This is a genomic window from Pandoraea sp. PE-S2R-1 (assembly GCF_002179865.1).
Lineage (GTDB): Bacteria > Pseudomonadota > Gammaproteobacteria > Burkholderiales > Burkholderiaceae > Pandoraea.
This window is the reverse complement of the sequence record NZ_NGUR01000007.1, coordinates 1-21,905: the sequence shown is the minus strand read 5'-3', so window position 1 is coordinate 21,905 and position 21,905 is coordinate 1. Positions and strand designations below refer to the sequence as shown.

Annotated in this window: 19 protein-coding genes; 12 read left to right on the top strand and 7 right to left on the bottom strand. The window is 64.1% G+C overall.

Going from position 1 to position 21,905, the window contains the following annotated elements:
• Nucleotides 1-36 precede the first annotated feature (36 nt).
• The 5 genes from CDV44_RS02745 to CDV44_RS02725 all read left to right on the top strand — a co-directional run bounded on the left by CDV44_RS02745 (nucleotide 37) and on the right by CDV44_RS02725 (nucleotide 5,142).
• Nucleotides 37-1,338, top strand: coding sequence for a cytochrome c (locus CDV44_RS02745; RefSeq protein ID WP_087686580.1), 1,302 nt, complete (start codon nucleotides 37-39; stop codon nucleotides 1,336-1,338).
• 64 nt (nucleotides 1,339-1,402) lie between these two features.
• On the top strand, nucleotides 1,403-2,371 hold the full coding sequence (locus CDV44_RS02740; protein WP_087686579.1) for an ABC transporter substrate-binding protein: 969 nt from the start codon (nucleotides 1,403-1,405) through the stop codon (nucleotides 2,369-2,371).
• 204 nt (nucleotides 2,372-2,575) lie between these two features.
• Nucleotides 2,576-4,108, top strand: coding sequence for an MFS transporter (locus tag CDV44_RS02735; RefSeq protein ID WP_087686578.1), 1,533 nt, complete (start codon nucleotides 2,576-2,578; stop codon nucleotides 4,106-4,108).
• 78 nt (nucleotides 4,109-4,186) lie between these two features.
• Entirely contained in the window at nucleotides 4,187-4,822 is a 636-nt protein-coding gene (locus tag CDV44_RS02730; RefSeq protein ID WP_087686577.1) for a LysE family translocator, read from the top strand.
• Nucleotides 4,823-4,908: 86 nt separating this feature from the next.
• Entirely contained in the window at nucleotides 4,909-5,142 is a 234-nt protein-coding gene (locus CDV44_RS02725) for a DUF3820 family protein (protein WP_087686576.1), read from the top strand.
• Here CDV44_RS02725 and CDV44_RS02720 read toward each other — a convergent pair.
• From CDV44_RS02720 to CDV44_RS02710, 3 genes are all read right to left on the bottom strand, one after another.
• Nucleotides 5,125-6,690, bottom strand: coding sequence for an amidase (locus CDV44_RS02720; protein WP_087686575.1), 1,566 nt, complete (start codon nucleotides 6,688-6,690; stop codon nucleotides 5,125-5,127). The two genes, CDV44_RS02725 and CDV44_RS02720, sit on opposite strands and share 18 nt — an antisense overlap.
• Before the next feature lie 129 nt (nucleotides 6,691-6,819).
• Complete coding sequence (locus CDV44_RS02715; protein WP_087686574.1) at nucleotides 6,820-7,635, bottom strand: substrate-binding domain-containing protein; 816 nt, start codon at nucleotides 7,633-7,635, stop codon at nucleotides 6,820-6,822.
• A gap of 114 nt (nucleotides 7,636-7,749) precedes the next feature.
• The gene (locus CDV44_RS02710; RefSeq protein WP_058377698.1) at nucleotides 7,750-9,072 is read right to left on the bottom strand and encodes an MFS transporter; all 1,323 of its coding nucleotides are present in this window, start codon (nucleotides 9,070-9,072) and stop codon (nucleotides 7,750-7,752) included.
• A 330-nt stretch (nucleotides 9,073-9,402) separates the two neighbouring features.
• On the opposite strand from CDV44_RS02710, the gene CDV44_RS02705 reads away from it, so the two are divergent.
• Both CDV44_RS02705 and CDV44_RS02700 read left to right on the top strand, forming a co-directional pair.
• On the top strand, nucleotides 9,403-10,326 hold the full coding sequence (locus CDV44_RS02705; RefSeq protein ID WP_087687168.1) for a LysR family transcriptional regulator: 924 nt from the start codon (nucleotides 9,403-9,405) through the stop codon (nucleotides 10,324-10,326).
• A 134-nt stretch (nucleotides 10,327-10,460) separates the two neighbouring features.
• Nucleotides 10,461-10,892, top strand: a complete 432-nt coding sequence (locus CDV44_RS02700; protein ID WP_087686573.1) for a hypothetical protein — start codon at nucleotides 10,461-10,463, stop codon at nucleotides 10,890-10,892.
• Nucleotides 10,893-10,972: 80 nt separating this feature from the next.
• Here the strand turns inward: CDV44_RS02700 and CDV44_RS27700 are convergent, their stop codons facing one another.
• From CDV44_RS27700 to CDV44_RS02690, 3 genes are all read right to left on the bottom strand, one after another.
• The gene (locus CDV44_RS27700; protein WP_141118657.1) at nucleotides 10,973-11,200 is read right to left on the bottom strand and encodes a type II toxin-antitoxin system HicB family antitoxin; all 228 of its coding nucleotides are present in this window, start codon (nucleotides 11,198-11,200) and stop codon (nucleotides 10,973-10,975) included.
• A 179-nt stretch (nucleotides 11,201-11,379) separates the two neighbouring features.
• Nucleotides 11,380-12,567, bottom strand: coding sequence for an alpha-hydroxy acid oxidase (locus tag CDV44_RS02695; protein ID WP_087686572.1), 1,188 nt, complete (start codon nucleotides 12,565-12,567; stop codon nucleotides 11,380-11,382).
• Between the two features lie 203 nt (nucleotides 12,568-12,770).
• A complete protein-coding gene (locus CDV44_RS02690; protein ID WP_058377695.1) occupies nucleotides 12,771-13,244 on the bottom strand; it encodes an Lrp/AsnC family transcriptional regulator in 474 nt (157 codons plus the stop codon).
• A 311-nt stretch (nucleotides 13,245-13,555) separates the two neighbouring features.
• On the opposite strand from CDV44_RS02690, the gene CDV44_RS02685 reads away from it, so the two are divergent.
• Both CDV44_RS02685 and CDV44_RS02680 read left to right on the top strand, forming a co-directional pair.
• The gene (locus tag CDV44_RS02685) at nucleotides 13,556-14,644 is read left to right on the top strand and encodes a porin (protein WP_084656045.1); all 1,089 of its coding nucleotides are present in this window, start codon (nucleotides 13,556-13,558) and stop codon (nucleotides 14,642-14,644) included.
• A gap of 214 nt (nucleotides 14,645-14,858) precedes the next feature.
• Complete coding sequence (locus tag CDV44_RS02680) at nucleotides 14,859-16,307, top strand: amino acid permease (RefSeq protein WP_170935836.1); 1,449 nt, start codon at nucleotides 14,859-14,861, stop codon at nucleotides 16,305-16,307.
• 48 nt (nucleotides 16,308-16,355) lie between these two features.
• On the opposite strand, the gene CDV44_RS02675 is transcribed toward CDV44_RS02680, so the two are convergent.
• Complete coding sequence (locus CDV44_RS02675; RefSeq protein WP_087686571.1) at nucleotides 16,356-17,105, bottom strand: CerR family C-terminal domain-containing protein; 750 nt, start codon at nucleotides 17,103-17,105, stop codon at nucleotides 16,356-16,358.
• 102 nt (nucleotides 17,106-17,207) lie between these two features.
• Here CDV44_RS02675 and CDV44_RS02670 point away from each other — a divergent pair, with 102 nt between their 5' ends.
• From CDV44_RS02670 to CDV44_RS02660, 3 genes are all read left to right on the top strand, one after another.
• Entirely contained in the window at nucleotides 17,208-18,557 is a 1,350-nt protein-coding gene (locus tag CDV44_RS02670; protein WP_087686570.1) for an HlyD family secretion protein, read from the top strand.
• A 196-nt stretch (nucleotides 18,558-18,753) separates the two neighbouring features.
• Nucleotides 18,754-20,247 carry an MDR family MFS transporter gene (locus CDV44_RS02665; RefSeq protein ID WP_212677077.1) on the top strand — a complete coding sequence of 498 codons (1,494 nt, stop codon included), beginning with the start codon at nucleotides 18,754-18,756 and terminating at the stop codon, nucleotides 20,245-20,247.
• Between the two features lie 2 nt (nucleotides 20,248-20,249).
• Nucleotides 20,250-21,689 carry an efflux transporter outer membrane subunit gene (locus tag CDV44_RS02660; RefSeq protein ID WP_087686568.1) on the top strand — a complete coding sequence of 480 codons (1,440 nt, stop codon included), beginning with the start codon at nucleotides 20,250-20,252 and terminating at the stop codon, nucleotides 21,687-21,689.
• Nucleotides 21,690-21,905 lie beyond the last annotated feature (216 nt).

Genomic DNA, 21,905 nt, shown 5'->3' with positions numbered 1-21,905 from the left:
GAGCTCGCTGAAGGGCGCGCCACTGGAGCGCGCCCGATGACACTGCCTCCGACACACGTCTGGCTCAACGCGCTTCTGTTCGGCCTGCAATCCGTGCAGGACGCGTTGTTGTGGGCGCTGCATGCACTCGGCATCGCGGGTGAGACGCATGGGGCACCCGCGTGGCCGTGGGGCTCACGCATCGCGGGCGAAAACCTCATCATCGACGTTGCGCTGGCCCGCCAGTTTGCATGGACGCTGGCCGCGCTGGCCTTCGCCATCGCCTGCGTGCTGATCGCGATCTTTTGGCGGCGTGCGCGCCGTTGGCTGATCGCGGCAGCGATCGCCTCGCTGCTATTCGCCCCTTGGCCATCGTCTTCGCTGTGGCTTACGGCGGCGGTACCGACCAGCTTCCATACCAACCCGAGCGGGTTCACCGTCGAGAGCATTGCGCGGGGCGCGCATGTCTATGCGGCGCAATGCGCGGCATGTCATGGCGCGGACGGTCGCGGCGAGGGACCACAGGCGGCAGCACTGCGGCGCTGGCCGCCCACCATGGCCAGCGCCCTGCTCAGCCGTCGCGCCGACGGCGAGTTGTTCTGGCATGTGCTTTACGGCATGCGCGACGACGCTGGCGTAACGATGCCCGGCTTTACCGGCCGCCTGAGCGACAAGGAAATATGGGCAGCGCTCGATTACATGCGCGTGCTGTCGGCATCGGCGGGCATGGCGGCGGGCGGTAGCTGGCCGGTGCCGATCGCGTTGCCCGCGTTGACGGTGACGTGCGGCGATGCGCCCGCGCGAAGCCTCTCGCAATGGCGTGGCACGCAAAGGGTGCGCGTGGTGGCCGTCGATACGCGGCATCCGGCGCCGTTCGAAGATCCTCGCTTTCTGACACTGCTGATCCGTCGCGATGAGACGGCCTTGTTCGATACCCGGCTGCGCGCGCTGCCGGGCGCGGTGGCCGGAGTACGGCGTGTCTCGGCGCCGCTTGCCGATGGGCTTCGCGCAACGGCACGGCCCGCCATCGCGACGACCGTCGCGTCGACCACGACAACCCTTGGCGCGCGCGCCGATTGCTTTGCCGATTCTCCCGAGGCATGGCCCGTCTTTGCGCAGATCGCCGGGACAACGCCGGCCGAGCTCGCCGGCACCGAATGGCTGGCCGACCGCGACGGCTGGCTGCGCGCGCTCGCCCCCACGGGCAAGCGCGGCTGGGCCGACGGCGGCCTGCTGTGCACCACCTCATCCGTCGGCGCATTGCTCACATCGCCCGCCGCCCCCGACCCGCTGAGCGCCACGTTGCGCCAGATGGACAACGAGCCGGTGCGCTTCATCAAAGGCGGCTTCGTGCATTGATCACGAGACCGCCTTGTCTGACCGTCCAACCACCGATCTCCCTCCAACAAGACAGGTTTTCCTCATGACGATTTCCCGCCGCAGGTTTCTTCAATACGTCACGACGTCGAGCGCCGCCGGCGCGCTCACCACGCTTGCGCTGCCGGGCTCGGCAATGGCCCAATCGGGCCGCCCGCTGCTGAAGGCTGGCGATCAGAAAGGCGGGCTGCGCGCACTGCTCGAAGCGGCGGACGAACTCAAGCAGTTGCCCTACGACATTCAATGGTCGGAATTCCCTGCCGCCGCACCGCTTGCCGAAGCGCTCAACGCGGGGGCGGTCGACTGTGGCCCGATCGGCGACGCACCGGTCATCTTTGCGCTGGCCGCCGGTGCTGCGATCAAGATCATCGGCGCCAATCGTTCCGATGCCTACGGTACGGCCCTCATCGTGCAGCCCGATTCGCCGCTGCGCACTGCCGCCGACCTCAAGGGCAAGAACATCGGCACGACACGCGGGTCCATCGGTCACTTCGTGTCGCTCAAGGCAATCACGGCAGCCGGGCTCAAACCAACCGACGTGAATTTCCGTTTTCTGCCGCCCGCCGACACCATCACCGCGCTGGCCAGCGGCTCGGTCGATGCTTGGGCGACGTGGGAGCCTTACACCGCCGTCGCGGAAACGACGGGGCGCGGGCGCGTGCTCGTCAATGGACGGGGGTTGTGGTCGGGACTGAGCTATCTCGCGGCCACCGACTCGGCGCTCGCCGCGAAGCGCGAGGTGTTGCGCGACTTCCTTTCGCGCGTGGTGCGCGCACAGGTCTGGTCGTACCAGCACGTGGATGCGTTCTCGGCAGCCATGGCGCGCATCATCGGCATTCCCCCCGAAGCCGCGCGCTTGCAGTTTTCCCGCCGTGCGACCAAGTGGCGCAACATCGACGACGCGCTCGTCGCCGAGCAGCAGCGCACCGCCGACTTCTACGCGCAGGTCGGGTTGCTGCGACAGCCGCTCGACGTGAAACCGACCTACGACCGAAGCTTTCCGATTTCGGCGTAAGCGATAGGACTCGCCCGGCCCCGGCACGTCCGCTGTCCGGGGCGGGCGGGCGTCGCCTCAGCTTGGCACCCCGGGCAGCACGGCACCACGGCACCGCCGCGTCGATACACGTCTCGATTGCGTAGAAGAATTCCATTGACCGACGGTCAGTCGATTTATTAAGATGAGAACCATTCTCAATTTATCGACCACCGGGATGTCACCATGCAACCCTCTCGCCGCCGCGCATTAGTCTGTGCGGCCTACCTCGGCACGTTCCTCGCGTCGCTCGACATCAGCATCGTCAACGTGGCGCTGCCCACGCTCCAACTCCGTCTGCACACCGACATGGCGGGCCTGCAATGGGTCGTCAATGCCTACGCCATTGCCATCTCGGCGTTCATGCTGAGTGCCGGGCCGCTCGGCGATCGCTACGGCCACAAGCCCGTGTGGAGCGCGAGCGTCGCGCTCTTTACACTCGGCTCGGCGGTCTGCGCCTGTGCCGACACCCTCGCCCCGCTGCTGGTTGGCCGCACGATTCAGGGCGTGGCCGGTGCCTTGCTGATCCCCAGCGCGATGCCGATTCTCACGCATGCGTTTCCGGACCCGCGCGAGCGAGCACGCGTCATCGGCGGCTGGTCAGCATTCAGTGCGCTCGCGCTGATTCTCGGGCCATTGCTGGGCGGCCTGCTCGTCGAACACTTTGGCTGGCAGAGCATCTTTCTCGTGAACGAGCCGCTGGGCCTCATTGCGCTGGCGCTCGGTATCTGGGGCATTCCGTCGCGCGAGCGCAACCCTCACGGCGTGTTCGACCCGGCTGGGCAATTGCTAAGCGTGATCTGTCTGGGCGCGTTGACGTACGGGTTGATTCAGCTTGGCGAACCCGACACCCCGCGCGAATCGCTGGCCGTCGTCTTCGCCATCGCCGTCGTCACCTTCATCGCATTCGTGTGGGTCGAGCGGCGCGTGGCGCGTCCGCTGCTGCCGATGGCGTTGTTGCGTGACCCACGTATGCGGGTGGCCAATACCGCCTCGTTCGCACTGGGCTTCGCGGGGTATAGCAGTCTGTTCTTCCTCTCGCTGTTTTTGCAGCAGGCACAAGGCCACACGCCTGCGGCAACCGGCTGGCAGTTGATGCCTCAGTTTCTGATGATGGGGGTGACGTCGCTGCTCTTCGGCCGTATCGCCCATCGTGTCGCCCTGCCCCTGCTGATGGTCGCAGGCTATGGCGCGATCGGGCTAACGATGTGTGCCATGACCGCCTTTACCCCCGACACGCCGTTCTGGATCATCGGCACGTCGTTTGCCGTGCTCGGCCTCGGCATGGGACTTGCGGTGCCCGCCACCGGCATGACGGTCATGGGGCTCGCGCCTGCCGAGTGCACCGGCATGGCCTCCGCGACGATGAACGCGTTGCGCCAGACCGGCATGACGATGGGCATTGCGCTGCTCGGCAGCGTGATGAGCCTGCGCGCCATGCACGGCCTCGCCGGGGCGGCACAGGCCCACGGCGCCGCCGATGCCCCGGGACTGGCGCGGTTGGCCGTCACAGCTCACCTGATGGACATTCAGCTCGACTGGTTGCCGCAGGCTTACCGTGTCGCCATGACACAAGGGTTCGCGCTGGCCATGATCGGCGGCGGCCTGACGTGCGTGGTTATGGCGGGCGTGTTGTTTCGCTATCGTCACCATGCCCCCGATGCATCGTCCGGCGACGGCAACCACGGGCGTCTCGCAACTGGCTCGGTGGGAGATTGACGAACTGTCTATGGCATCGCAAAGCGCGGGCGTCGACACTGCGAAGACTCCCCCGATCAACGACGCACGAGGCGCGCGATGGCCGACGTCACTTTGCTTTCCGCCAATCTGTTGGTGGCTTACACGGCTTATTTCGTCGGCACGGCGAGCCCCGGGCCCAGCAATCTGGCGATCATGTCCATCGCTGCGAATCATGGCCGCAAGCCGGCGCTTACGTTTGCGCTCGGCGTCATCTCGGGATCGATGTTCTGGGCGACGGTCGCCATGCTCGGCGTGTCGGCAGCCTTGATCGCCTACTCGCAGTTTCTCGTCGCGCTCAAGATTTTCGGCGGCGTGTATCTGCTGTGGCTCGCGTTCAAGTCGGGCCGTACTGCCCTCAATCCCTCATCCCGCAAGGCCGCCGTATCGGCTGACGGCGAGCCGCTGCGGAAGGTCTACCTGCGCGGCGCGCTGTTGCATTTGACGAACCCGAAGGCCGTGTTGAGCTGGGTGTCGATCGTGGCGTTGTCGTCATCGCATGACGGCGTGGTGCAGCCGGCCATCTTGCCGGGATGCATCAGTATCAGCGTGACAGTGTTCTGCGGCTACGCGCTGCTGTTTTCGACGCAGACGGCGCGGGGCCTGTATCTGCGGCTGCGCCGCTGGCTCGATGGCGGACTCGCGGTGGTCTTTGGCGTGGCCGGGTGGCGATTGCTGCTGACAGCGCGTGCGTGACATCGGTGTCGCGTGTGACTGTGTTTGACGGTGTGTGATAGCGTGACGCTTTCTGCGACCTCCGGGCGCTCACGCGATTTGCTCACATGATCGATTTCGACACCGACGCGCTGCTGCGGCTCGTCACCACGCCGATGCCTTACGGCAAGCACAAGGGCACGATGATTGCCGACCTGCCCGCCAACTATCTGAGCTGGTTTGCCCGCGAAGGCTTTCCCACGGGCGAGATCGGCCGCCTGCTCGCGCTGATGTACGAGATCGATCACAACGCGCTCGGCGATTTGCTGAAACCGCTTAAAGCGTCACGCGGCGCGGCCTGACGTCAGCATTGCCGGAGGGAACCGCTGCACCCACTGCGTGCGCTGCTCGTGCGCGTGAGCCAGTTGCAGTACGGCAAGATCCGCCTGCGCCGGGCCGATGATCTGCAAGCCCATCGGCAACCCGCGTGCATCGAAACCGACCGGCACGCTGATCGCCGGCAAGCCGGCCAGCGTCGGGCCGATCACCACTTCCATCCAGCGGTGATAGGTGTCCATCGGCTTGCCCGCCACCGATGCCGGCCAATGCGTTTGCGCTTCAAACGGGAAGACCTGTGCCGAGGGCAGCAGCAGAAAGTCGTAGCGCTCGAACAGCCGGGCGAGCGACCGGTACCACTCGCTGCGGTCAATCGAGGCGCGGAACACATCTGCGGCACGCAGGTGTTCGCCACCGGCCACTTCCCATTGCGCTTCGGGTTTGAGTTTGCCGCGGCGCGCCGGGTCGGCATACATCTCACCGAGCGAACCGTTGACGAGCCAGTGACGCAGCGTGAGCCACGTCTGCCACAGACGATCCATCGAAAAGCCGGGCGCGCACGCTTCGACCTCACAGCCCATCGCCGTAAAGTCGCGCAGTGACGCTTCGCACAGCGCCATCACGCCGTCTTCCATCGGCAGATAGCCACCGTAGTCACCCAGCCACCCCAGACGCAAGCCCTTCACGTCGCGATGCAGCGCACCCGCGAACTGTGCCGGGTCATGGGCATGCGCCAGCGAAAGCGGGCTGCGCGCGTCATAACCGGCCTGCGTAGCGAGGAGCCGCGCAACGTCGGCGACGGTACGCCCCATCGGTCCCTCAGTGCTCAGTTGCTGGACGAAAATCTCCGGCACCGGGCCATACGGCACGCGCCCCTGCGACGGACGAAAGCCATACACGTTGCCGAACGCCGCCGGGTTACGCAACGACCCCATCATGTCGCTGCCATCGGCCACCGGCAGCATGCGCATAGCGAGTGCGCTGGCCGCACCACCGCTGCTGCCCCCTGCGATTCGGCTTGTGTCGTAAGCGTTGAGCGTGGTGCCGAACACCGGGTTGTAACTGTGTGAGCCGAGCCCGAACTCCGAGACATTGGTCTTGCCGATGAAGATCGCGCCTGCCGCGCGCAGGCGCGACACGCTGATGCTGTCTTGTGTGTCGGGGCCGGTCGACGTGAGCGGCGAGCCTTTGCGTGTGGGCAAGCCTGCGCACGATGCGAGATCCTTCACCGCCTGCGGCATGCCGTGCATCCAGCCGAGATACTCACCTTGCGCCAGTTGCCGGTCGCGCTCATCGGCTTCGCGCAGCAATGTGTCAGCGTCGCGCAACGAGACGATGGCGTTGACGGCTGCGTTATGTTGGGCGATGTGCGCGAGGTACGCCTGCATGACTTCGCGACACGACACGCGGCGCGTGCGGATCGCGTCGGACAACGCCAGTGCGTCGAGCGCGACGATATCGTCGAGGCGTTCTGCGGCGTGGGTAGCGTGCGGGGAATTTACGGCGGCAGCGGCGGAGGCGGCCGCTTGTGAATCGACGGCTGCCGGGGTCGGCACGTTCGGCACAGAGGCCATTTGTCTCTCTCCTTGGCGGGGCGTCGCTCTGTCGGCGACGCCGTTGTCTGACACGTCATTGTCGGTCAAACCCGCCACGGATGCCGAGAGGAAAAATTTCGCTCACTGCATCGAGACTTCGCGCTTGCGTCAGTGGGTGAGCGGATCCAGCCCGGTCGACTCGACATCATGCGCCGCCGCAGGGGCGGCCATAAACAGCAGCATCTTCTTCGCGTCGTCCGGATGCGGTGCATTCACCGGCACACCGCCTGCGAAGCGCGTCACCGATTGCAGCGACTCGGGAATCTTGCCCGCAAACGCAATGCCCTTGACCGGCAGCAACTCGCTCACTTGCTGCAAGCCCACGGCAAAGTCGCCCGCGGCCACTTTCTCGGCGACGGGTGTCTTCTGCACCATCACCGACTTGCTGCGCATCTGATCGGCAATGCCCAGCTTGCTGAACAGTTCGCGCTCGACATACACACCACTCGCGCTATCGGAATACGCGACCGACTTGGCCGCCAGCAGCACGGCTTTCAGTTTTTCCGGCGTGCTGACATCGGGCACCACCTCGCCTGCTTTCACGACAACACCGATGCGCGAATCGGCCAGTTCGACGCGCGAATCGGCGCGTACCTTGCCTGCCTTGATCAGATCGTCGAGCGCGTAGCCGACCATGATGACGGCATCAGCCGATTCCCCGCGCGCCAGACGGTTGGGAATGGCCTCGGGTGCCTTGCCCATCGACGGACCCCACGCCGTGTCGACGTGATCGCCCGTGGCCGCTTCGAACTTCGGCAGCAACGCCTTGTAGGCCGCGGTGAAGCCACCGGAATTCATCACGCGCAGGTCTTCTGCGCTGGCAGACGTGGCACCGAGTGCAGTGGCCAGCAACAGACCGGCGCCAATGGCGCTCAGCAAACGTCGGGGCGTGCGCGTACGCGCCTTGGGGGTCAGGGCATTCATGAGTTGTCTCGCTCGATGGTGTTTTTCTGGGGGGGTGCCTGCGTCAAGACCGACGAGGCAGAGAAAGCAGAGAAGGCGGGAAGCAGGCAGATGCGCATGTTTCCCGCCTCGCGATCAGTTGGCCGTGCGCAGATCGGTGCGCGTCTGACCTTGACCGCCCGTGCGGCCGCGATACAGCGCGAGCGTCGCGCAGATCGCACACAGCGCCGCAAAACTCATCCAGTAGCCGGGCGCAGCCTTGTCGCCGGTGGCGTGAATCAAGTACGTCGACAGGGCCGGCGTGAAGCCGCCGAACAGTGCCGTTGCGATGCTGTACGCCAGCGAGAAGCCGGCCACGCGCACGTCGGGCGGCATGACTTCGGTCAGCGCCGGAATCATTGCGCCGTTGTACATGCCGTACAGGAACGACAGCCACAGCAGGGCGATCAGCATGCGCGAGAAGCTCGGCGCCTGCACCAGGAACGACAGCACCGGGTAAGCGGTGACAAGCGTGAGGCCCGCGAACAGCAGCAACACCGGGCGGCGGCCGATACGGTCGGACAACGTACCGCCGATCGGCAGCCAGATGAAGTTCGACACGCCCACGCAAAGCGTCACCAGCAGCGCATCGGTGCTCGACAGGTGCAGCACGCTCTTGCCGAAGGTCGGCGCGTAGACGGTGATCAGGTAGAACGCGGTGGTCGTGAGCGCCACGAGCATCGCGCCGCCAATCACCACACCGGCGTTGGCGGCCATCGAGCGGAAGACTTCGCCGACCGACGGATGACGCTTGCGTTGCTTGAACTCGTCGCTTTCCTGAAGCGAGCGGCGCAGCGCAAAGATGACCGGCACGATCATGCAACCGACGAAGAACGGCAGACGCCAGCCCCACTCGCCAATCTGCTGCGCCGTGAGCGTCAGCGACAGGATGAACCCGAGCGCCGCCGAGACGACGATGGCCACCTGCTGGCTGGCCGACTGCCAGCTCGTGTAGAAGCCCTTGCGGCCCGGCGTGGCGATTTCTGCCAGATAGACGGACACGCCGCCGAGCTCAGCGCCGGCCGAGAAGCCCTGCAACAGACGGCCGATCAGCACCAGCACCGGCGCAGCCATGCCGATGGTGGCGTAACCCGGCACGAAGGCGATGAGGATCGTGCCGCTCGCCATGATGCCGAGCGTGGTGACGAGTCCCTTGCGGCGGCCGACGTTGTCGATATACGCGCCGAGAATGATGGCGCCGAGCGGTCGCATCAGGAAGCCCGCGCCGAACACGGCGAAGGTCAGCATGAGCGAAGCGAATTCACTGTCTGTCGGGAAGAAGACGCGCGAAATCTGGGTGGCGTAGAAACCGAACAGGAAGAAGTCGAATTGTTCGAGGAAATTGCCGGCGGTGACGCGCAGTACCGCGCCGGCTTTCGAGGGTCGACGCGAAATCGCGTCTTGGGGGCGCTGTGGCATGCGCTGTCTCCGTGTTGCCTGCGGCCCGGGGGGTCGGTCCGCAAAAATCGTCGCATTGCTGCGCCTCTGCCAGGGGACGTGTCGAGACCGTCATGGGCGCTTTTTTGAAGCCGCCAATGTTGCGCCGTAAGTTCCTCCCTTGTGAATTGCAAGTTTTGGAAAGATTGATGCGCATACGCTATCAATCGTAGGATGCTGATGCACCGACCGAGCGGTAACAAGGTAGACTCGCGGCGCCTCGTGCGGCGCGCGTTTTCGGCGCGTTTTACTGGATGCAACAACATAACCGAACACCCCGTCAGCGACACGTTTTCCCTCCCCCCGAACGTCATGGCGATCAACTTCGATCTGAACGATCTGCAAGCCTTTCGCGCCGTCGCGCAGCTATCCAGCTTCCGGCGCGCGGCCGAGTCCATCCATCTCTCCCAGCCGGCACTATCGCGCCGTATCGACAAGCTCGAAGACGCGCTGGGTGTGAAGCTCTTCGAGCGCAGCACGCGGCGTGTCGCCCTCACGAATGTGGGACGCGCGTTTGCCCGCGATGCGGAGCGGATTCTGGCCGATCTCGATAACGCGCTGCTGGGCATTCGCGATGTGGCGTCGACAAGCCTTGGGCACGTAACGATTGCCTGCGTGCCGTCGGCGGCCTATTACTTCATGCCGCAGGTGATTTCGCGATATCACAAGGCGTTTCCGCGCATTCGTATTTCGGTGCTGGATGCGAGCGCCAATGAAGTGCTGGCGGCGGTGGTCAATGGCGACGCCGACTTCGGGCTCAATTTCATCGGGTCGCAAGAGCCGAACATCGAGTTCAAGCTGCTGTTGCAGGAGCGCTATGTGGCTGCGTGCCGGCGCGATCATCCGCTGGCGGGAAAGAAGCGTGTGACGTGGCGCGAGCTTTACGAGTACGACTACATCACGGTCGGCAAGATGTCGGGCAACCGGCTGTTGCTCGATCAGGCGCTGACGGGGTTGCCGCAACGCCCGCCCAGCATCTGCGAGACGCAGCATGTGACGACCATGCTCGGACTGGTGGAAGCGGGACTCGGGGTGGCGGCGGTGCCCACGATGGCCATGCCGGGCAGCGAGCATCCGCTGCTAACCAGCGTGCCGCTGATCGACCCGGTGGTCACGCGCCGCATGGGCATGATTCGCAGCAAGGGGCGGCCACTCTCGCCGGCGGCGGAACAGCTGTACCGGTATGTCGCGGAGATGAAGGTAACGTCGCGCCGGAAGGCGGAGCCGGCCCTATAACCAAATGGCGCGAAGATCACGCGCCGATACACTTTGTTACCCGTCTTACGAAAGATGAAACATTGAGGTGCGGGCAGTGCGGCGACGGCTCCTTATACTTGGCTGCGCGATTAACCCGAATCTATACGAGCCTCATGTTCAAGCGAATTCTTCCGATGGTGGTGCTGGCCGCACTGGCCGCAACCACCTCCCTGACGGCCACGGCCGGTGATATGAACAATGCCCTCGGCGGTGCGCTGGGCGGTGTGGCCGGTGCGGCGGTGGGCGGTGCGCTCGGCGGCAGCACGGGCGCCGTCGTGGGTGGCGCGGTCGGCGGCGGTGCCGGTGGCGCGATCACGTCGAACCGTCGCGAACGCACGGGCGCCATTCTTGGTGGCGCACTGGGCGGCGGCGCAGGCACGGCAGCCGGCAATGCCATGGGCGGCCAGTCAGGCGGCCTGATCGGCGCAGCGCTGGGCGGCGGTGCCGGTGCGGCACTCGGCGGCAACATGTCGCGCTCGAACTCCTACGACGACGACTATCGCCACGGCAAGCGCCGCGGCCATCGCAAACACCATCATCATTGATCGATGCGGATGCCGGTGGTATCGGCCGGTAGATGACAAAAAGCCCTGCGAGTGGATCGCAGGGCTTTTTTGTTGGTGGGTCAGGTCACGACAACTAACGTGACGGTTGCTTGCCCAGCGTTCGGGCAGGACGGCTCTGGAAGCGGTCGTTTCGCGTAAAGCACCAATGCAGCCTCAAGCGCTTCGCGTGCCTGCACATGCGCGTCAGCCTCGTCATCAGCAACGGTAATTGCTTCGGGCACGTCCGGAAACCTCACCAGTAAGGTGCCATTTGTGTCTCGTTCAAGCGTAAAGGGATAGGTCGACATAGTCCGCCACAGGATACGAAGTGTTGAGGGATGAACGCCGCATCATCGCCCCGCGTGGAGCCAGATTGAAGGTCAACGGTCCGTTATCGGAAAGACCCTAGCTTTTCAATGAAAAAAGCCGCAGCGGATTCGCTGCGGCTTTCCATGTCGGTACCCAACGTCGTACCAGCAATCTCCCCTTACGCCCTGCTCGGCTCCGGGAGATACGGGCCGAGGCCCGTCGGGTAGCTGCCCGGCAGGAGCATCGAGGGGTCGAGACGGTCGACGGTCGTGCGGCCTGTCAGTGCCATCGTCACGTCCATTTCCTTCGCCATCACTTCCAGTGCACGGCGCACGCCGGCTTCGCCCATCGCCCCTAGTCCATACAGGAACGGACGGCCGATCAGGGTGCCCTTCGCGCCCAACGCCACCGCCTTGATGACGTCCTGCCCCGAGCGGATGCCGCCGTCGAGCCAGACCTCCGTATCGCGCCCTACCGCCGCCACGATGTCAGGCAACGCACGAATCGTCGACATCGTGCCGTCCAACTGACGCCCGCCATGATTGCTCACGACGATGGCGTCCGCACCAGTGTCGCGTGCCGCACGCGCATCTTCGGGATCGAGCACGCCCTTCAAGATCAACTTGCCGCCCCAGCGCTTCTTGATCCACTCGACGTCGTCCCACGACAAACACGGATCGAACTGCGCCGCCGACCATGCCGCCAGCGAGCCGATGTCGTCAACACCCTTCGCATGGCCGACGATGTTGCCGAACGTCCGGCGCTTCGTCCCCAGCATGCCCATGCACCAGCGCGGCTTGGTCATCATGTTGACGATGTTCGGCAACGTGAGCTTGGGCGGCGCCGACAGACCGTTCTTGATATCGCGATGGCGCTGCCCGCTGATCTGCAAATCCATCGTCACCATCAGCGCCGAACACCCCGCCGCCTTCGCGCGGTCGATCAGGCGCTCGATGAAGTCGCGATCGCGCATCACGTACAACTGGAACCAGAACGGCGCCCTGGTATGTGCCGCAACATCCTCGATCGAACAGATCGACACCGTCGAGAGCGTGAACGGCACGCCGAATGCCTCGGCAGCACGCGCCGCCAAAATTTCGCCGTCGGCATGCTGCATGCCTGTCATGCCGGTCGGCGCCAGAGCCACCGGCATCGCCACGTCAGTGCCCAACATCGTCGTGCGCGTGCTGCGGTGCTCGATGTTGACCGCCACCCGCTGGCGAAAGCCAATTGCGCCGAAGTCTTCCGCATTGGCGCGGTATGTCGACTCAGTCCACGAACCCGAATCGACATACTCGTAAAACATGCGCGGTACGCGCCGCTGCGCGAGAACCCGCAAGTCCTCGATGGTGGTGATCACTGCCATGCTGCGTCTCTTTGGTTTTGATAGTGCCGATTCAAAGACCGGCATCGGTTGACGGCAATTCGACTCAATTCAAATCAACTTGCGATGATATCCAACGAGCATATCCTGCCTGGAACGCCTTTATCACCAATTGAGAATCTGTTGATAATTCGTTGAGAAGCGATTATTGCGATATTTACAGGTAGTTAATATCTTCTATTGTTTTATTTCTGCTTGACGAGATCGACGAGCGACTGCGTGTTCTTGATTGTCTTGAGCACGATGTTCGATTGAATCGACATCACAGCCGGCGCCCGGTATAGCTCATTGACGATGAAGTCCGAATAATGCGCGAGGTTACGGGCTCTTACCGTCAAGATGTAATTGGCTGATCCGGTGACAATTCGTGCGGTCACGACTTCAGGCCAGTTCTGCACGCACGCCAGAAACTTTTCATGCCACTGATCGACGTCCGGACGCAATGTGATTTGCACTAGCGCTTCGAACTCCAGACCGATATGCTGTGCGTCCACGATACAGCGGTATCCGGAAATCACGCCCCGATCTTCAAGTAATTTGACCCGGCGCAGGCAGGCTGAAGGCGATAAACCGACAGCATCGGCCAGCTCCTGGTTCGAGATACGGCCATTGAGTTCCAGATGGCGCAGGATGCGCAGATCGGCAAGGTCAAGGTTCATTGGCAGAATCCATCAAGTTTTCCGGGATTTTGGCAGATCCTTCGACGTCCCGCCAGTTGCTCGGCATAAATAGCAAGCAAATTCAAATTTTGCATTGATATGATAGCCCTCGGCTTTCAGCCGGGAGGCTGCATTGTTTGCGCCGGACATCGGGGGATTGCTCGCGTTGCGCAACCACCCAAGGCACCAAAAGTGCAGTTCCGGTTGTCGCCGTTGTCGTGCCAAAAAGAGTCCGCCGTCTCCTATATCGGAAGGAGAAGCGGGCCAGTTTCGACAATTAGCTGATGTCTACAAGACTAAAAAGGAGACCCATGAAGTCTGCAATTCCGGCCAGCCTGGCCATTGTGACGGCCGCTTGCGGCCTGGCTTTCAGCACTACCGCCGCCGCCCAAAGCTCGGTCACCCTCTACGGGATCGTCGACCAGAGCGTTCGCTACCAGACCAACGCCAATGCCAATAACGATGCCCTGTGGCAAGTGACCAACGGCGCCGTGACCAACAGCCGTTTCGGCTTCAAGGGCACGGAAGACCTCGGTGGCGGCCTCAAGGCGATCTTCCAGTTGGAGTCGGGCATCAACCCGCAGAACGGTACGCTGGCCAACGGCCCGCGCCTGTTCGATCGTTATGCCTTCGTCGGCCTGCAAAACCAGTACGGCACCATCAAGATCGGCCGTCAGGCGACCGAGGCGTTCAACGTCTACGGTGACTTCGACCCGCTCACGATCGGCAACTACGCAAACAACTCGTGGATGTACAACATCACGCGCGGTCGCGTCGACAATGCCGTCAGCTACGCCGGTACGTTCGGTGGCCTCTCGGTCGGTGCGACCTACGGCTTCGGCAACACGGCCGGCACGATGGCCGCCAGCAATTACTGGGGTGCACGTGCCGCCTATGCGATGGGCCCGTTCCAGCTCGCCGGCGTGTATCAGCAAGCTCGCGATGCAAGCAAGCGCGTGCAGCAGATGTGGGGCTTGGGCGGTATCTACAGCGTCTCGATCGCCAAGGTGTTCGTCGGCTACATGGGCGGTCGCGACCGCAGCGGCTGGCTCGACGGCACGCTTAACGATCCGTCGCAAACCGTCGCTACGGGCAACCTGAACGACAACCCGCGCAAGGACATGACGTTCTATCTCGGCACGACCATTCAGGCCATGCCGAACCTCGCGATTACGGGCGCTGCCTACTTCGACGACATCAAGAACATCAACGCCCAGGCGGGAGATGCCGGTTCGGGCCGTCGTTACACGTACGTGCTGCTCGCCGAGTACGCGCTGTCCAAGCGCACACAGGTCTACGGCACGGTCGATTACAACAAGGTCAGCGGCGCCGCACGCGTCGAACTGCCGGGTAACTCGACGCAAGTGGGCGTGGGCACGGGTATCCGCCACATCTTCTGATGTCGCGTCACCCTCACCAGCCGCACCAGCCGCGCTGGTCTTAGTTCCATCTTTTGCAGTGGTTTGACCTGCCCCGGCTTCGGCCGGGGCGGTGGGGTCCGGTCGCGCCGTTTTTGAGTTGCGTTCGTCAATCAGGCGCGAGCGGGCAATAACAAGCAATGCGGTTTTCATACGGGTGCCGCCCTGATGCCGACGGCGCCCCAAGAGGTGTGCCATGTCGCGTTCTCCCCAGCCCCCGTCTCCCCGTAACTTCTCTCACATCACACGCCGCGAACAAGGTTTGCGACGCTCGCTCACCGCCAGCCAGATGGCCATGATCGCCATCGGTGGCGCCATCGGCACCGGGCTCTTCCTCGGCAGCGGCTTCGCCATCGGCTTTGCGGGCCCAAGCGTACTGCTCTCGTACGGTATCGGTGCGCTCATCGCGCTGATGCTCATGGGCTGCCTGGCCGAGATGACCGTCGCGCATCCGACGTCCGGCTCGTTCGGCGCGTACGCCGAGCACTACATCGGGCCGTGGGCCGGTTTTCTCGTGCGCTACGCCTACTGGTCGTGCATCGTGCTCGCGGTGGGCACGGAAGTCAGTGCCATCGCCGTCTACATGAAGTACTGGTTCCCGCAGGTGCCGGGCTGGTACTGGGTGGCGGGGTTTTCCGCCGCGCTGGTGCTCGTGAACGCCATGTCGGTGAACCTGTTCGGCGCGATCGAATACGGCTTCTCGCTCATCAAGATTGCGGCCATCGTCGCGTTCATCATGATCGGCGCTTATGTGGTGTTCATCGCACCGGGCTCGGTGGTGAACGCCGATCACTCGCCCGCTGGCTTCGCGAACTACACGGCGCACGGCGGCTTCTTCCCGAAAGGGCTGTGGGGCATGTGGGTCGCGGTGATCATCTCGATCTTCAGCTATCTGTCCATCGAGATGATTGCGGTCGCCGCCGGTGAAGCCGAAAACCCGGAGCGTGCCGTCACGCGCGCGTTCCGCTCGACGGTCGTGCGCCTCGTGCTGTTTTATCTGCTCACGCTGGCCCTCATGCTCGCCATCGTGCCGTGGACGGCCGCCGGTCACGACGAAAGCCCGTTCGTGAAAGTGATGCAGGCGATCAACATTCCGGGCGCGGCGGGTGTCATCAACTTTGTCGTGCTGATTGCCGCGCTCTCTTCTATGAACAGCCAGCTCTACATCACCACGCGCATGATGTTCTCGCTCTCGCGCGCCGGCTACGCGCCCGCACGCTTCGGCGAGGTGAACAAACGCGGTGTGCCGCTCGCCGCACTGATGCTCTCGACGGTGGGTATTGCGCTGGCCACGCTGGTGAACTTCCTGTACCCCGAGTCGTCGTTCACGTTCATGATGGCGATCTCGATGTTCGGTGCCATGCTCACGTGGATGATGATCTTCGTCACGCATTTCTTCTTCCGCCGGGCGTGGCAGCGCGGCGATCATCCGCGTCTCGCGTTTCGGATGTGGGGGTTTCCGTGGCTCACGCTGCTGGGCGCAGCGCTCATGGCCGCCGTCATGGTGACCACGCTCTTTACCGGCGTGTTCCGCATGACGCTGCTCTTCGGCGTGCCGTTCGTGGCCGTGGTGCTGCTGGTGTATTTCCTCTGGTATCGCAAGCGCGATGGCGAGGGAGACGTTCACGCCGTCACGCAGCAATGAACACTTGAATGAAACAAGGGGTGCCGTCCGGCACCCCTGGCGATGGCATTACTTCGATGCCTTGCGCCGTTTGACGAGCAACTCCAGCATGTCGCGGGTTTGCTCCACCACGACCGCGCGAATCCGGCGATTGCGTTCGGGGTCTTCATCGGACCACCCCATCGAGCAATTGACGGAGCGGCCCATCACCCGGAACGCCATCCCCGTGGTGCTGATACACACGGCGCGCATCAGCGTGAGTTCGTCGTCCGTCGACGTGCCGCAAAGGCGCGCCACGATCCCGCCGGTCACCGCCGCGATGCGTTGCGACAAGCGCTCGTGAAACATCTTGAAGCCGACGTCCGGGCCGAGTCCCGCCTGTTCGCGGGCCATGAACATGTGCCAGCCGTCGATCTGCGGCACGTCTTCGAGAAAGCCGGCCTTGCGGTCCTGCAACGCACAGAACGCGTCGATGAGGCGCACATCGCCCGCCGTCAGGTCGGCCAGCACGGCCTCGGCCGCCATCACGGCTTCGCCCACCTGCTTCCATACCACCTCGACGATGTACTCGACGCACGCCGTGTACACGCCTTCCTTGTTATCGAAGTAGTACTGCAACGCCGGGGCGTTCACGCCGGCCTCGTTGGCAATGTCGCGCGTCGATGCGCCCGCAAAACCGTGCTCGCCGAAACATTTGATCGCCGCCAGGATGATGCGCGCGCGCGTTTCCTCGCCACGCTGGTATCCCGTGTCGACCGCGTGTCGCGGGCGGGCTGCCGCGCGTGGTGCGCGTTGTGTCTGCGGTGATGTCCGTGCCATGAATCTCCTTGCTTCCCAAAACTTTCGTCAAAAATATAACACTTGACATAATTCGATCAACTGGAATAATTCTGCCAATTGGAATAATTTAGGAGTTTTCCGATGTCTACCGTAGCGCAGGCCCGACTCGAAACGTCGGCACAGTCGATCGATACGGCCACGCGTCAGCCCGAAGAGGCCAAGACAGCGCCCGGCACCGCGGCCCCGTCCGCCACGCCGGATGGCGCGAATCGCCCCGCCCAGAAAGCCCCCGGCAACCCCCGTCGCAAAAAGCTCGCCATCGGCGCGGGCGTGCTGGCGTTGATCGCCGCCGTCGGCTGGGGCACGCAGTGGTGGTTCGTCGGCCGCTTTATCGAATCGACCGACGACGCCTATCTGCAAGCCGACAGCATGACCGTCGCCCCGAAAGTCGGCGGTTACGTGACCGAAGTGCTGGTTCGCGACAACGAGACCGTCACGCTCGGCCAGCCGCTGGTCAAACTCGACGGCCGTCAGTATCAGGCCGCTTACGACGAAGCGCAGGCGACGGTCGCGGCCCGCGAAGCGGATGTCGCCCGTGCACAGGCCGAACTGGGCCAGCATGCCGCCAACATTGCGCAGACGCGCGCCGAGCTGGAAAGCGCCCGGGCCAATGCCGCGTACTCGGCCGGACAGGTCAAGCGCTACGCGCCGCTCGTCGCCACGGGAGCAGAAACGGATGAACGGCTCGCCGAGCTGCGCAACGCCAGCACGCGCGCCGACGCCACGCTCAAGAGCAACGAAGCCAGCGTAGACGCGAGCGTGCGCCAGACCGATACGCTCAACGCCGCGCTCGCGCAGGCCAAAGCGCAGTTGTCGGTGGCGCAGGCCAGTGCACGCAAAGCCGAACTCGATCTCGCCGATACGGTGGTCAAGAGCACGCTGGCCGGTCGCGTGGGAGATCGCGCGGTGCGCGTCGGGCAGTTCGCCCAGCCGGGGACTCGCCTGCTCACCGTGGTGCCGGTGCAGAACGTCTATCTGACGGCGAACTTCAAGGAAACGCAGGTCGGCCACATGCGCCCGGGCCAGCCGGTGACGGTGCACGTCGATGCGCTGCCCGGCGAGCCGATTCACGGGGTGGTCGATTCACTCTCGCCGGGCACCGGTGCGCAGTTCGCGCTGCTACCGGCGCAGAACGCGACCGGCAACTTCACGAAGATCGTGCAGCGCGTGCCGGTGCGCATTCGACTGGACGTGCCCGAGTCGCTGCGCACCGTCCTGCTGCCCGGCTTGTCGGTGACGGCGGACGTGGACACGCACGCGCGTAAGGAAGCGGCACCTGCGAAGCCCGCACAGGCGGCATTGCCGGGTCAGTCGATCGCACCGTTGGCGCTGAGCGCACCGCTGAACAGCACCGTCGGCCCCGCGACCAACGCCAACGCCAATGCTCGCGCTACGCCGGGGAGCAACAGCACCGGAGTGCAACGTGGCTGAAGCACACACGCTCCCCGCCCCGGCCGGCTCGCCGGGCGCGTCGGGCACGCTTTCGCGTGATGAAGCGCGCAGCGTCGTCGCCGCAGGCACCGGCGGTGGCAGCGGTGGCGGTGGCGGCCGTAGCAGCGCAAGTGCAGCGGCCGCTGCGCCCCGCAACGCCTCGGCGTCTGACTGGATCGCCGTCGCGGCCGGTGCGATGGGCGCCTTGCTCGCCACGCTCGACATCTCGATTACCAACTCGGCGCTGCCGCAGATTCAAGGCCAGATCGGCGCCTCGGGCACCGAAGGCACTTGGATCTCGACCGGCTACCTGATGTCGGAAATCGTCATGATTCCGCTCGCGGCGTGGCTCACGCGCGTGCTGGGTCTGCGCCGCTTCCTGACGCTCAATGCGGTGTTCTTCACCATCTTCTCGATGATGTGCGGCATCTCCAGCAGCCTTCCGGAGATGGTGATCGGGCGCATCGGTCAGGGCTTCGCCGGTGGCGCGATGATTCCGACCGCGCAGATGATCATTCGCACTCGCCTGCCACGTCATCAGATGGCGGTCGGGATGGCGATGTTCGGGCTGATCGTGCTGCTCGGGCCGTTGCTCGGTCCGGTAGTCGGCGGCTGGCTCACCGAAAACGCGAACTGGCGCTGGTGTTTCTTCCTGAATCTGCCGATCTCGGTGGCCATCGTCTCGCTGCTCATGCTCGGCCTCAAACGCGAGCCGACCAATCTGCATGCGTTCGTCAAAGCCGACTGGCTCGGCATTGTCGGCCTGACCATCGGCCTGAGTTCGCTCACGGTGGTGCTCGAAGAAGGGCAGCGCGAGCGGTGGTTCGACTCGCACATGATTATCTGGCTGTCGATTCTGTCGGCCGTGGGTATCGGCATGATGCTCGTGGCACAGTTCACGGCAGAGAAACCCATCGTGAAGCTCTCGCTGCTGCGTAACAAGAACTACGCGAGCGTGATCTACATCGTGTTCACGGTGGGCGCGGGGCTTTACGGAGTGTCGTATCTGCTGCCGCAGTTTCTCGCGACGATTGCGGGTTACAACGCGCAGCAGTCCGGCAACATCATGCTGCTCTCGGGGCTGCCCGCGTTTCTGATGATGCCGTTCCTGCCACGGCTCATCAGCCGCGTGGATATCCGGTTCCTCGTGATTGTCGGGCCGCTGTGTTTCTTCGCCAGCTGCATGCTCGACATCGACCTGACGGCGCAGAGCGTGGGACATGACTTCACGGTGTCGCAGTTGCTGCGCGGCGTGGGGCAGATGCTCGCGATGATGCCGCTCAATCAGGCGTCGATGGCCGCCGTGGAGGCGCAGGACGCGGGCGACGCGGCCGGGCTCTACAACATGGCGCGCAATCTTGGCGGCTCGGTGGGCCTGGCCCTGCTCGGCACGCTGATCGACCGTCGCACCGACTATCACGACGCCATGCTGCGCGAGACGATTACCGCCAACAGTTCGCTCGGACAGGAGCATCTGGCAGCGAACGCGGCCGGCTTCTTTGCGCAGACGGGCGATATGGCCCACGCGCAGTTACAGGCCACGGCGCAACTCGCCGCCCAGATTGCGCAGCAAGCCAGTGTGATGACGTTTTCCGAGACCTTCTATGCGCTGGGCATTGCGCTGCTGTTATGCGTGCCGCTTGCCCTGCTTCTCAAGCAACCCGCGGGTTTCAGCTCCGGCGGGCACTGATCATGACTCTTTATTTGCGAACCTTGGCCGTTGCTTCGGCGCTTCTCGTTGCGGGCTGCACCGTCGGCCCCGATTACCATGGCGCGCCCGACGTGGCCGGCGATGCCATGCGCACGGGCACCTATCCGCATGCGGGCAGCGGTGTCGAAGCGCATACGCCCGGCGTGGCACGCTGGTGGACGGCGCTCGACGATGCGCAACTCACCGCCCTCATCGACGACGCCATCGCGCACAGTCCTGACATTCGCGCAGCACAGGCCAAAGTGCGCCAGTCGCGCGCCAGCCTGCGCAGTCACGAGGCCGATCTGCTGCCGAAGGGCACGGTGGATGTGACGATGCTGCGCACACGCTCCCCCGATCTGAGCCTGCTCGGCGGGAATAGCGGCAGCGGCTCAAGCGGGCGCGGTCCGCTCGATCTGTATATCGCAGGCTTCGATGCCAGTTGGGAAGTCGATTTGTTTGGCGGCACACGCCGGGCCGTGGAAGCGGCGAGTGCCGATGCCGATGCGGCGTCGGAGGATCTCGCCGATGCGCACGTGCAGTTGGCGGCCGAAGTCGCGCAGACCTATGTCGCGTTGCGCGATCAGCAGGCACGTCTGGCATTGGTGCGCGACTCCGCGCAGCTTGAAGGCGAGATGCTGGACCTCACGCGCCAGCGGCGTGCCGGTGGCGTGGCGTCGGAACTTGATGTGGAACGTCTGGTGACGCAGGTGGAGCAGACGCAGTCGCGTGTGTTGCCGCTGGAGGCGGACGTCATCGAATCGCTCGATCAGTTGGCGCTGCTGACAGGCCGTGCGCCGGGCGCGCTCGACGCGGAGTTCAAGGCGCCCAAGGCGTTGCCGACGGTGCCCGCGAAGGTGGCGATCGGCGACCCGACAGCGCTGTTGCAGGCGCGTCCGGATATTCGTGCGGCAGAGCGGCGTCTCGCATCGCAGAACGCACAGATCGGCGTGCAGACCGCCAACTGGTTCCCGAAGCTTTCGATCATGGGTGAACTGGGCTATTCGGCCCTCGACCCGGGTCATCTCGTGCGCAAGGAGAACTTCAGTTGGATGGCGCTGCCGCGTCTGCAATGGAATGTGCTCGACTTCGGCCGCTTGCAGGCCGGGGTCGACGGCGCGAAGGCCGGGCGCGATCAGGCGCAGGCGAAGTACGAAAGTGCCGTGCTGACGGCGCTACGCGACGCCGATGTGGCGCTCACGCGTTACGGACACCAGCGCGAGAACGTCTACCGGCTGCGCAGTGTGGAGGCTTCGGCCGCGCGCGCCGCAACGCTCACGCGTCAACGCTATCGCGCCGGCACGGCAAGCACACTCGACTGGCTCGACGCCGAGCGCACGCGCTTCTCCGCTGAACAAGACCGCATCGCCGGCGACGCACAACTGCTCAAGTCGTTCGTTACGCTGCAAAAGGCGCTGGGGCTGGGGTGGCAGGTGGGGTAAAACACGGCAAATTGGCGCACGCATCGAGCCGTAGGGGATGTTCAATTTTCTTGTTCTAGAAATTTGAACATCCCGAAAAATTGAACATGCGCAAACGCCCTACCGGAGGGCAAAGACACTTTCGCAGCTTAGCAACGTTCCTTCGTCATTTGCGGCGCACCAATGAAAAACGCTCCAGAAGCTTTCGCCTCTGGAGCGTTTTTTCTACTACGTGGT